This window comes from Shewanella sp. BJSY2023SW001 (genome assembly GCF_047314685.1).
GTDB classification, from domain to species: Bacteria; Pseudomonadota; Gammaproteobacteria; order Enterobacterales; family Shewanellaceae; genus Shewanella; species Shewanella indica.
The window spans coordinates 82697-94305 of the sequence record NZ_JBKORF010000052.1; the positions used below are offsets into that span (position 1 = coordinate 82697).

Sequence of the window (11609 nt, forward strand, 5' to 3'; positions counted from 1 at the left end):
TAATCTGTACTTGGAAAACGCCGACTCACTCCCGCAGCAAAGACTGCAGACGCTGACGGATCTCATCCGGAATAGGTCGACTCTGCTCACAGCTGTAGTCGTAGTGCACCAGGGTGGTCTTGGCTTCGGCGGTCAGCAGCTCTCCCTGCCAACTCTGTTGCAATACTTCGAACGAGCTGTTGCCTATGCGGCTGACCGAGGTCAATACTCTGACTGTCTTACCGTAATAGGTGGGCGCCTTAAAGGCGATGGTGAATCCGGCCACAATCAGGTTCCAGTTAGCCAGATCCAGACCTGGGTTGAAGATTTCGAACACAGGCTCTCTGGCAGCTTCAAACCACACGGGCAGCACAGTGTTATTGATATGGCCCAGGCCATCGGTTTCATTGAATCTGGGTTGAATATCCAGGCTTAACGCTTCCATAGGGTATCCTATTGTTATTATTGTTGATTAAAACTCGCACTTGTCTTTGCCGGCCTTCAGCTTACCATTCATGGCACCTGGCTCAACCATCTTGCCGGTCGCCGTCATCCACTTGAGGTGTCCACGGGGGGCGTAAGCCAGTTCAGAGGCGAGTGAAAATGATGAGAACATCAGGAGAAACAAGCCTGTGAGCCAGCCCTGTTGGAATAGTCCTTCCATATACTGCTTCCTTGAGAAATGGCCTTGGCAACAAGGTCAATCTTGGGCGCCAATACTACAACAGCCAAGATTGAACCTGAAGGAATCAGGATATTAAAAAGGCTGCCCAGGCAGCCTTCTTCGGACTTAACCGCCATACATGGCGTTAATTTCACGGGAATACTTGTGATAGATCATCTTACGTCTGAGCTTGAGGGTCGGGGTGATTAAACCCGCCTCCATAGAGAAGGCCTCAGGCAACAGGGTAAACTTTTTAATCTGCTCAAAACCCGCCAGTTCCTGTTGCAGGTGTTTGAGCCGTTCTTCAAAATGCTCCACCACATGGCTGTGACGTATCAACTCCAGCGGCGACTCATAACGGATCCCCTTCTGTCTGGCCCAAACCTCCAGAGCTTCAAAGGCAGGAACGATTAGTGCCGTCACATAGTTACGGGCATCGGCGACTACCGCCACCTGTTCGATGAAGGGGCAGCAACCTACTTTGCCTTCGACCCGCTGTGGCGCAATATACTTGCCATTGGAGGTCTTCATCAGCTCTTTGATCCTGTCGGTGATAAACAGATTACCCTGTTCATCCAGGTAACCGGCATCCCCGGTCTTGAGCCAACCATCCTCGAAGGCTTCGGCGGTGTCTTCGGGACGGTTAAAATAACCGCGCATCACGGTATCGCCGCGAACCAAAATCTCATTCTCGGCCCCGAGACGAATTTCCACTTCGGGCATACAGCGACCATTGGAACCTGTCACCCTATTGTCCAATGTATTACAGGTGACGGTTGCCGTGGTTTCTGTCATACCGTAACCACAAAGCACCGGCAGGTTAATGGCAGCAAAGAATGCACTCACTTTAGCATCCAAGGCGGCACCACCACAGGGCATCAACCGCAGACGACCGCCAAGAGCCGCTCTGAGCCGGCGATAAACCAACTTGTCAGCCAAATACCACTGCAATGACAATTTTTTACTGGGTTGAGCCCGGCCCTGCATCACTTCAAACTGGCGTTCGCCCACAGCCAGAGCCCAAGCAAATAACTTGCGATTGCCATTCCCGGCCCGGGTCACTTTATCCTGTACTGCGCTGTAAACCTTCTCCAGGAATCTGGGCACCACACACAAGGTGTGAGGACGCACGGCGGCAATGGCTTCCTTTACCCTATGAGTGTCAGCCAGGTAGACATTTCTGCCACCACGACTGAGTACATAGAAGGTCCAACCGCGCTCATAAACATGGCTCAGAGGCAGGAATACCAAGGAAACCTGATCCGCTTCAAAGGGGATCAATTGGAAATGTTGGCGCATAGCCGAAGCAAAGTTACGTTGATCCAGCATCACCCCCTTGGGATCGCCGGTGGTGCCTGAGGTGTAGATCAGAGTCAGCAGGTCATCCAGAGTGGCATTCTGTTCACGGACAGCCAACTCAGTGCGTGCTTCTTCGGATACAACTTGGTTCAGTAATACATCCAGATGATGATGATGCAGTTTTTCCAAAGTAACATGTTTGTCAAACACCACCACAAGTTCCAATGTCGGACACATTGCTTCTAACTGACAAGCCAGTCGATACTGCGCCTTATTGGCCACAAATAAAACTTTTGCGCCGGCATCATTGATGATATAGGCAGCTTGCTTCAGGGTGGAGGTAGGGTAAACCGGCACCACAACGCCACGGGCACGAACGACGCCGACATCGGCGCAAGTCCACTGCGGGCAGTTATGGGACAGGATCACGGCGCGATCCTGAACCTCAAAGCCATTGGCAATCAGGATTCCGGCAATAGCCGCACTGATGCGGTCAAATTCGTTCCAGCTGACCTTATCCCAAGGCGCAGCTATTTCGAAGCCTTCCAGGGCGATATCCTCTGCACGCGCTTCAAGCTGCTGACGCAAGAGATGGGTGATTCTGTACTGCTCTAGAGACATAACTCGGTTTACCTTTTTAGCTTACAGCTGTTCCGCTTTTTGCGATTCTACCCCAAGGCTCAAGTAAACATAAGAGCTTTTGCTCTAGTTTCGTACAGTATCACGCTTCCCCCATAGAGATCAGACCAGTTGTGGTATCAAGGTTCAACGACTCCTGTACGCCATAATCTACGGCTACAACGATGAAACACTACTAGCGCCAATACCAGCATAATCAGGTCAAGGCTCAGCCAAACAACGCTGCCCGAACCTTGTTGTAACCCCCGTGCCAGGCCGGAACTCCAAGTAGAATTGACAATAAACAGCAGCATGACGCCAGCCAGATAGCCTTTCTGGTGGCTGATACTTCCCAGCGCCAGGAGCAGCGCCGAGCCCCAGAGAGCCGCCAGCAATTGGTGCACTCCAGCTAAGCCTTGGGTTTCGCCGACGAACCAATCCAACATCAGGATCAAGGTTAACATCAGCCCCAACAACGCCAGCAATCGGGTTTGACCGCGGGCAAATGCGGCCGTCAACCCAGCAAGTCCAGTATGCCCGGGCAGCAACAGCAATAACTCAGCCCCTCGCCAGCGTTGCAGCCGACTCCAGTGCACCAGGGAGCAGATGAGCATGGCTAACTGGCCGGCGATATAAATCACCGGCAATTGTTTATGCCAACCTAAATTAACAAGTATCAACAGCAGACTGCTGCCCGGCAGCAGGATCAGCAACCAGCTCAAGGTGGGGCCGATGAAAAAATTGACCGGATGCAGCCAGGCTTCCAACCTCAGCAGCGGCGGCCATATCCCCAGCCTTGGGCCTAAAACCCAACCCGCCTCCAGCCCATTGAGATAGATGCTACGCGCCTGTGGGTGCCAGCAAAGCAAGCGTAACTGTCTGGCGAGCATGACCAATAACACTGTCGTTGCCAACCACCAGCTCCAGGCGGGTAAAAGACGGGCAATGGACTCGCTGATTGGCAAGACCAAGAACAGCAGTACCGACCAGTAAAAACACTTGGGATAGCGCAAACATGCCAGTACAAACGCCAGCCCCAGACTCCAGGCAACACCTTGAATAGCCAAATTCGCAGGTGAAATCGCCAAACAAATAAGCTGAACCAGTATCGCCAGCACTGTGGCCTGCAGCAGTAGCGCCTTTTTAAAACCCGGCACCAATACCAGCCATTCACAGGCGGCCAGACGATTGGATTGCCAGGCAAAGGCGGCACATCCAGAAAGAATTGCCATTGCCTGGAACATCCCGGTCTTGTCGCTATCCCCACTCAACTGTATCACCAGGGCCAAAAACAAGCCCAGCCCGGCCGTTATCAGGAAGCTGACACTGCCGATATCTTTAAGCCATAAGGCAGGGAAAAAAGCCAGCCTCATGGATGCAGCTCCATAAACAGCTGCTCCAGATTCAGGCGGCGGGCATCTATCATGCCGGGCAAGGCCTGCCCCCGATAACCATCCACCACACAGCCGGCACGGGTTGTCGCCAACAGCCGCATGGATTCAGGCAACTGGATGTCACTGTCTGCAGCGAACTTCAGCAAACGCACCTCCTCCCTGAGCGCATCTATCTCCTTAAACAGCAGTAATTCCCCTGCTTTCAGCAACGCCAGATGACTGGCGACCCGTTCCAGATCTGAAGTGATATGTGATGAAAACAGTACGGCGGAACCTGATTCCAACGCCAGCTCGAACAGATCAGCCATAAAACGACGTCTGGCAACGGGATCCAGACTGGCCACAGGCTCATCCAACACCAGCAACTGAGGTCGATAGGCCATTGCCATAATGAGCGCCAGAGACTGACGTTGTCCCCCTGAAAGCCGTTGCACCTGAGCTTTGAGATCCAGACCGAAACGCTGCAACCATTGTTGCTGCAACTCCATGTCCCACTGAGGATAGAAACTGCTGTGCATGGCCAGCGCCCGCTCGACACTGAACCCCTCATAGCCGAAGGGCTGCTGCGGCACATAGCCCAAACGCTGCTTATGGCCTGAATCCAGCTGCTGCGGCGCCTGTCCCAGAGTCGTCACCAGGCCACTGTCACAGGGAATTATCCCAAGCGCAATACGCATCAGGGTCGATTTACCGGCGCCATTGGCACCAAGCAGCCCTACCACCATCCCTGGCTCCAACTGCAGATCTACCGCGGTTAACACAGATTTGCCGTCGAAGCTCTTGTCGACCTTAGTGAAACACAATAATGACCCGGCTGGCTGTTCCATACTTTTTCCCTGTTATTCCTTGGTTTGGGGCCAATATTTGACTACCAGCTGCTGCAGCCCCTGCTGCGACAACCCCAACTGTTGCGCCGTCACCAACAAGTCTTCAAGCTGCGGCGTTATTATGGCCTCGGCCGATAGACTCTGATGAGCCTGACGCAGGGCTACCCGGGTTGCCTGGCCGCGTCGCCGCTCCAGCCATCCCTGCTCCACCAACTGCTGCACCGCCCTGGAAACTGTCATGGGGTTTACAGCCAGATGCTCAGCCATCTGCCGCACCGAGGGCAATACGGTTTCCTCGGGCAGCTGACCGCCGACGATCAGATGAATAATCTGCTCGCTCAATTGGCGGTAGATGGGGTCGCCGCTGCTGGGGTTGACATTCAATAGTTCTAACATTAGCCTTGAAACACTGTATTAATACATTGATACAGTAGTTAAACTAACACAATCCGGCAGGAATGCCAAAAAGGGACACAAGCATGAAGCAAAGGAACTTTGGCCAACAATACTGGCCTGCCGTAACCAGCATGCTGTTGTTGGCACTGGGGCTCTGTTGGACGCCGCTGAGTCAGGCACAGACAGCTTCCGAAAGCACGGGCTGTTATATCGACGGTCTATCTGAGCGTCTGCGTTGCGGCACAATTCGAGTCGCGGAGGATCCGCAAAAACCCGATGGCCGCCAGTTGGCAATCCACTATGCCGTCTTGCCGGCCATCAAGAATACCGCCCCCGATGAAGCCGTATTGGCCATTTCAGGTGGGCCGGGACAGTCGGCCATCGAAAATGCCGCCACCTTCAACCTGATCTTAAGCAAAGTGCGTCAAAACCGGGACATATTGCTGATAGATCAGCGCGGCACCGGCCAGTCCAACGCCCTTGAATGTGCAGCGTTGGATTTGGAACAAACCCTGGCCTATAACGATGAAGCACTGGATGTCGAACAGGAAACCCGTAACTGCCTGAGCAAGTTGGATGCCGATATCAGCCAATACGGCAGCGAGCAGGCATTGCACGACTTCGAAGCGGTTCGCCGGCATCTGGGTTATCAGAAACTGCACCTTTATGGCATCTCCTACGGCAGCCGTATGGCCCAGCTCTATATGCGCCACTATCCAGAGGTCCTTGAGACAGTGACCCTGGATGGCGTCGTGCCTATGCAGCAGAGTGTGCTGGCCATAGGCGCCGCCATTGGCCGGGCCCAGGATCTGCTGCTGAGCGATTGTGAACAGGACGCTTTGTGCGCTCAAACCTACCCACAGTTGCGTCAGGAACTGAACCAACTGGCCGAGCGCCTGGGGCAACATGCGGTGATGAAGAAGGTGCCTCATCCGGTAACCGGCGATATCGCCATGCTGACCCTGACCCGTAGCAAGCTGCTCGGCAGCCTGAGAATGGCGCTCTACAGCCCCTCGGTCAGAGCCTTGCTGCCCTACGCCATCCACCGGGCGGCAATGGAGGAATACCAACCCCTGCTGGGGCTGATGGCTCTCAGTGTCGATAGCACAGGTATCGCCATGGGCATGCACGCCGCCGTGGTTTGCGGTGAAGATTGGCCCAGATTGACCGCCGCCGAGCGTCAACAGGCCGAGGCCAGCGTCATAGGCAAAGAGATGCTCAGCAGCCTGGACAGAAGCTGCCCTATCTGGAATGTCCCTGCCGCGGCGGCCACCTTTGCCGAGCCGATAACCAGCGATATCCCCACCCTGCTGCTTTCCGGAGCCAAGGACCCCGCCACGCCGCCATCCTGGGGCGAGCTGGCCATGGCCCAGTTGAGCAACGCCAGACACTTGATCTCCCCCTATGCCACCCATGGTGTCGCCGCCCAGTCCTGCGCCAATGAGCTGATCGCCGAGCTGGTCAAGGGCACGGCGCCGGACAAGTTGGACGGCGAGTGTCTTAACAAAGATGTGCGTCGCAGTTTCTATCTCAACGCCAGCACAGTGGAAGCCATTCCAGGAGGAACAAAATGATCAAGGTGACCAATCTGAGTAAGCGCATTGGCAAGGTTCAAGCCCTGGATGGCCTGAGTTTCAGCGCCGAAGATGGCATGATTACCGGCCTGCTCGGCCCCAATGGCGCAGGCAAGACTACCTGCCTGCGCACTGTGTTTGGCCTGTTGAAACCGGACGAAGGCATAGCCGAAGTCGACGGCATAGATGTCGGTCGCAATCCGCTGGCGGCCAAGCAGCAACTGGGGTTGTTTCCGGATCCCTTCGGCCTCTATGAACGCCTGAGTCCGAGGGAATATATTCGTTTCTTCGCCGAACTCAGCGGCATGCCGAGCAAGGCCGCCAAGCAGGCGACTGCCGATGTGCTCGGCAAACTCAAGATGGACGATATTGCCGATCGCCACTGCAAGGGCTTTTCCCAGGGGCAGCGGATGAAGACGGCGCTGGCTCAGGCCATAGTGCATCAACCTACCAATATTATTCTCGACGAACCCACCCGCGGGCTGGATGTGATGAGCACCCGGGTTCTGCGGGAGCTGCTGTTGGATCTCAAACGCCAGGGCCACTGTGTGTTGTTCTCCAGCCATGTGATGCAGGAGGTCGCCGCCCTCTGTGACAAGGTGATAGTCATGACCCAGGGACGCGTAGTGGCCGTTGGCAGCCCGACCGATCTATGCCGTCAAACCGGTAAGGAGTCATTGGAAGATGCCTTTATACAACTGATAGGCACGGATGAGGGGATAGCCGCATGATGAGTCGACTCTTGACACTGGTTCGCAAGGAACTGCTGGATGCCGCCCGCGACAAGCGTTCTGTAATGGCAGGTCTCTACTATGCCATAGGCACGCCGTTGATCATGTGCGGTCTGTTTGTGGTGCTGATTGGTCAGCTCTCCAGCCCGGATGATCTGCAAATTCGCATAGACAACGCCGAACAGGCGCCGGATCTGGTGCGCTATCTCGGCCAGAAGGGGATAAATCAGGACAGCGGCGAGCAGGCAGGCGCTCTGATACTGCAGATAAGCGAGCAATATCGGGCGCAGATGGCCAAAGGCGAAAGGGCCGAGGTGATCCTGATAGCCGACAACTCGGATGAAAAGCTGCAGAAATCGATTCGCCGTCTGGAGCGGGCGCTGCAGGGTTATTCCTCCGAAATGGGCAGCCTGCGCCTACTGGCCCGCGGTATAGATCCCAGGATAATGCAGCCGATTAAGGTGCAACTGCAGGATCAGGCCACGCCCGACTCCAAGGGCGGAATGATCCTCGGGATCGCCATTTTCACCATGATCTACTCGGTATTTATTTCCGGGATGAATCTGGCGATAGATACCAGTGCCGGCGAACGTGAACGCAACTCATTGGCGCTGCTACTGAGTCACCCTGTCACTCCGAGGCAATTGGTGATCTCCAAACTGCTGGCGGTGACTGTGTTTGCCATGCTGGGCTTGATGCTGATTTTGCTGATCTCCAAGTTTGCCTATCCCATGGTGCCCTGGCAGGAGCTCGGCTTCAGCATCAGTATCAGCGCCGAGTTTATTGCCCTGATGCTGTTGATAGGCTTGCCGGTCGCCCTGCTGGCCGCCAGCATGCAACTGTTTGTGTCCTTCCTGGCCAAGACCTTCAAGGAAGCCCAGTCCTATCTGACCATAGTACTGTTCGTGCCCTTGGCCCTGGCAATGACCGCCAGCTACGACATAGCGCCGGACACCTTGCAGTGGTTGCCGGTCTCGGGGCAGCAACAGGCACTGATGGCTTTTATCAAGGGTAAGGAGTTGCCGCTGCTGCAGCTGTTGGTATCCAGCTTGCTGACGTTGGCCATCGCCGCCGCCCTGGTGCTGGGACTGGAACGCTCACTCAAGAGCGAAAAGGTGGTGTTCGGCCTCTGATCCCCCAAGGCCGCAAAAGAAAAGGCAAGCCGAGATTCAATATTGGCTTGCCTTTCGATTGCCGAAACCCCGAAACCCGTCCCCCGAAACCCAAGGGTATCGGCCGGGTAAAAACCGGGTTGGCTTATTTCGCCTTGGGACGAAACGGCTTGATCACTGTCTCATCACATTCGAGGAAGGGGCCTTCCATCAAATCGATACAGTAAGGAATCGCCGGGAATACCGCATCCAGGCACTCACGAATCGACTTGGGCTTACCCGGTAAGTTGACTATCAGGGTGTCATCTCTCAACCCGGCGGTTTGCCGTGACAAAATCGCTGTCGGAACAAACTTGAGTGACTCGGCGCGCATCAGCTCGCCAAAGCCAGGCATCATACGATCGCACACGGCTTCGGTCGCCTCGGGCGTAACATCGCGCTTGGCCGGCCCTGTGCCCCCTGTGGTCACCACCAGACAACAGCCGTCTTCATCGGCCATCCGCTTGAGGGTGGCTTCAATCACCGTCCTCTCGTCCGGGATCACTTCATAAACACTTTCCCACTCACTGGTGAGATAAGCATTGAGAGTCTCTATGATCGCCTTACCGGAAATGTCTTCATAAACTCCGGCGCTGGCACGGTCACTAACGGTTACTATCCCGATTTTGGCTTTGGCCATGCTGTTCCCCTTGGCAAAAATACTTGTGTTGCAGTGGCGCCTAACATACCACAATTAGGCTTTGCTGCCCCCATCAGCGGGAGCATTTTGTCGTCTCGGGGTCGGGAGTCTCAAGAGGCTTGGTTCTCAAGCGGTGCCAGGCGCTCAACGCCAGCAAATACAGGGTTGCCACCACAAACGCCAGCACAGTTCCCCAGACAATGCCGAGCCGCGGATAGAGCCAGCTCACCGCAATCACATAACACATGAGCGACCCCAGGCCTCTGGGATAATGCTTGATAATGGTTTGTGCCTGCGGCGCACCATAGGCCAGATGAATGATCAACAAAAACGGATAAAGCGTAATGGGGAAAGCGGCCAGAATACCGGCCTGAGCCGGCGTCAGCAGTTTGGCCGCCGCCGTGACCAACAGCACTATTATGGCGGCTGCCGCAGCCCTAAGCAGCAATACCAGTGGGCTGAGTCGAACGGGCTTGGCCACAGTGGCGTCCGGTATTTTGGCAAGCACCAAGCCCACAAGCACAATCGCCAGCAGCAGCGCCAGGCTTCCGCCGAGGAGATTAAGATTCAACAGACTCAGAAGATAGCCACTGAGGCCAAAGGCCAGCAATCCCAGCCCTGACCCCAGCAGTGCCACTAACGGCAGTGGCCGCCCACCGCCGAGACGAATACCCAGGGCATAACCACAAATCAGCAGCAGCGAAGCGATAAAACCGGACAAGGCCGCGGTAGCACTGGCGGCAGCAAAGGGTTCACCCAATTCAATGCCGATAAAAAACAGTGCGATAGCCGTACCAAGCGGATAGCCGGACAAAATACCCGCCACTCTGGGGCTGACCCGCTCGGCCACCAGCGACAGGCCCACCACGGCTATGATGGCGGTAGCTATTTTGGCGAGTAACAGGCTATCCATCTCCCTTCTCCCGACACTAGAGCAGGCGCCTGGCCTGCCAATACTTTTGCTTCCAGTAGCTGTTATCTAACGATGAGATCATCACCCCCTGACTGGTAGAGGCGTGCATAAACTCATTGTTGCCTATATAGATCCCCACATGGCGGCTACTCCAGCCAGTCTTGAAGAACAGAAGATCGCCCACCTTGAGCTGGCTTTTCTTGACCGCGAACCCCAGCTTGCGCTGTTCCTCCACTGTGCGCGGCAGCATGATGTCGCTCAATCGCCGGTAAGTCAGGCTGACAAAGCCCGAACAGTCGACACCTCGCTTGCTCATGCCTCCCAAACGATAGGGAACCCCATGCCATTCTCGCTGCATCGTCAGCAGCCGCTGCTGTGACAGGGGCACTTGCTCATATCGCTTGGCTTCGGACTCTGTGCCCACTTGGGGCTTAGCCACTGTAGCCGGAGCGGAAACAGGATCGGGACGACCGGAACAGCCACTCAGGGCGCCCAACAACAGGAATGTCGCCAATATCTGCCACAGCTGCATGCACTTTCCAACTCAGATGCCATTGAAGAACCCCTAATGTGCAATAAGCCGCCGCTATTTGCAAAATCTGTGGTTAACATTGAGTTTTCCTCGGCCAATAAAGCAGATATATCAACTGAGCTAAGATGTTTTCATTTAAACCGGCATGCCAAAGAATCACAGCGACCAGAGCTCTAGCCAAGCGGAAGAGCTTCCCTTCAGGAACTATACTCAGCAAGATCCCGTAAGGAGGTTGTTATGCCTAAATTCATCATTGAAAGAGACTTACCCGGAGCCGGAGGTTTATCCACGGCAGAGTTTCGTGAAATCTCACAAAAGTCCTGTGCCGTGTTGGAAGATATGGGGCCGAAGGTCCAGTGGGTAGAGAGCTTTGTGACCCCAGATAAGATCTACTGCGTTTACATAGCCCCCAATGAGACACTGGTGCGTGAACATGCGGAAAGGGGCGGTTTTCCTATCAATGCCGTCAATGAGGTGAAACGTTCAATCGACCCAACGACGGCGGAGTAACTCAAAAGGGACTTTGCTTGTCCAAAGTCCCTTGTATCCTCAAGGACACCCCAACGTAGCCGAAATCCCCGCTGGCTTATTAATTTGGACGCTCAAAAGACAGGACGCTCAAAGAAAAGACAAGAAAAGACAGGACAGCCATATCTTTTTGATGTTTCGCCCAGGCTTGACTAGGCTTTGAAATACCCATCAAAGCTCAGTCGAGGTTGGTTATGACCACAGCCCGTCGTCAGTTGATAGATGCCGAAAGACAGGACAGCCATATCTTTTTGATGTTTCGCCCAGGCTTGACTAGGCTTTGAAATACCCATCAAAGCTCAGTCGAGGTTGGTTATGACTACAGCCCGCCGTCAGTTGATAGACGCTGAAAGTACGCCCTTT

At 54.8% G+C, this 11609-nt stretch carries 13 protein-coding genes; 4 read left to right on the top strand and 9 right to left on the bottom strand.

Features of this window, described 5'->3' with window-relative positions; all coding sequences use genetic code 11:
- Positions 1 to 25: 25 nt before the first annotated feature.
- The 6 genes from ACMHXH_RS12205 to ACMHXH_RS12230 all read right to left on the bottom strand — a co-directional run bounded on the left by ACMHXH_RS12205 (position 26) and on the right by ACMHXH_RS12230 (position 5177).
- Positions 26 to 424, bottom strand: coding sequence for an acyl-CoA thioesterase (locus ACMHXH_RS12205; protein WP_039034584.1), 399 nt, complete (start codon positions 422 to 424; stop codon positions 26 to 28).
- Between the two features lie 27 nt (positions 425 to 451).
- The gene (locus ACMHXH_RS12210) at positions 452 to 643 is read right to left on the bottom strand and encodes a hypothetical protein (protein WP_162206944.1); all 192 of its coding nucleotides are present in this window, start codon (positions 641 to 643) and stop codon (positions 452 to 454) included.
- 126 nt (positions 644 to 769) lie between these two features.
- The gene (locus ACMHXH_RS12215; protein ID WP_039034582.1) at positions 770 to 2563 is read right to left on the bottom strand and encodes an AMP-dependent synthetase/ligase; all 1794 of its coding nucleotides are present in this window, start codon (positions 2561 to 2563) and stop codon (positions 770 to 772) included.
- A gap of 137 nt (positions 2564 to 2700) precedes the next feature.
- Entirely contained in the window at positions 2701 to 3933 is a 1233-nt protein-coding gene (locus ACMHXH_RS12220) for a hypothetical protein (RefSeq protein ID WP_039034581.1), read from the bottom strand.
- Positions 3930 to 4781, bottom strand: a complete 852-nt coding sequence (locus ACMHXH_RS12225; protein ID WP_039034580.1) for an ABC transporter ATP-binding protein — start codon at positions 4779 to 4781, stop codon at positions 3930 to 3932. The genes ACMHXH_RS12220 and ACMHXH_RS12225 overlap by 4 nt, the downstream gene beginning before the upstream one ends.
- 12 nt (positions 4782 to 4793) lie before the next feature.
- Positions 4794 to 5177, bottom strand: coding sequence for a GntR family transcriptional regulator (locus tag ACMHXH_RS12230; protein ID WP_039034579.1), 384 nt, complete (start codon positions 5175 to 5177; stop codon positions 4794 to 4796).
- Positions 5178 to 5308: 131 nt separating this feature from the next.
- Here ACMHXH_RS12230 and ACMHXH_RS12235 point away from each other — a divergent pair, with 131 nt between their 5' ends.
- From ACMHXH_RS12235 to ACMHXH_RS12245, 3 genes are read left to right on the top strand one after another with little or no spacing between them, the layout of a single operon-like run.
- Positions 5309 to 6751, top strand: a complete 1443-nt coding sequence (locus ACMHXH_RS12235) for an alpha/beta hydrolase (RefSeq protein ID WP_226685134.1) — start codon at positions 5309 to 5311, stop codon at positions 6749 to 6751.
- The gene (locus ACMHXH_RS12240) at positions 6748 to 7482 is read left to right on the top strand and encodes an ATP-binding cassette domain-containing protein (protein ID WP_025888473.1); all 735 of its coding nucleotides are present in this window, start codon (positions 6748 to 6750) and stop codon (positions 7480 to 7482) included. Before ACMHXH_RS12235 ends, ACMHXH_RS12240 begins: the two co-directional genes overlap by 4 nt.
- Entirely contained in the window at positions 7479 to 8615 is a 1137-nt protein-coding gene (locus tag ACMHXH_RS12245; protein ID WP_372584299.1) for an ABC transporter permease, read from the top strand. Before ACMHXH_RS12240 ends, ACMHXH_RS12245 begins: the two co-directional genes overlap by 4 nt.
- Before the next feature lie 124 nt (positions 8616 to 8739).
- Here the strand turns inward: ACMHXH_RS12245 and mog are convergent, their stop codons facing one another.
- The 3 genes from mog to ACMHXH_RS12260 all read right to left on the bottom strand — a co-directional run bounded on the left by mog (position 8740) and on the right by ACMHXH_RS12260 (position 10718).
- Entirely contained in the window at positions 8740 to 9273 is a 534-nt protein-coding gene (mog, locus tag ACMHXH_RS12250) for a molybdopterin adenylyltransferase (protein ID WP_039034577.1), read from the bottom strand.
- Positions 9274 to 9346: 73 nt separating this feature from the next.
- Positions 9347 to 10186 carry a hypothetical protein gene (locus ACMHXH_RS12255; protein WP_052248132.1) on the bottom strand — a complete coding sequence of 280 codons (840 nt, stop codon included), beginning with the start codon at positions 10184 to 10186 and terminating at the stop codon, positions 9347 to 9349.
- A 16-nt stretch (positions 10187 to 10202) separates the two neighbouring features.
- Positions 10203 to 10718 carry an NlpC/P60 family protein gene (locus ACMHXH_RS12260; RefSeq protein WP_052248131.1) on the bottom strand — a complete coding sequence of 172 codons (516 nt, stop codon included), beginning with the start codon at positions 10716 to 10718 and terminating at the stop codon, positions 10203 to 10205.
- Between the two features lie 237 nt (positions 10719 to 10955).
- Here ACMHXH_RS12260 and ACMHXH_RS12265 point away from each other — a divergent pair, with 237 nt between their 5' ends.
- Entirely contained in the window at positions 10956 to 11228 is a 273-nt protein-coding gene (locus ACMHXH_RS12265) for a DUF4242 domain-containing protein (RefSeq protein WP_071476313.1), read from the top strand.
- Positions 11229 to 11609: the final 381 nt, after the last annotated feature.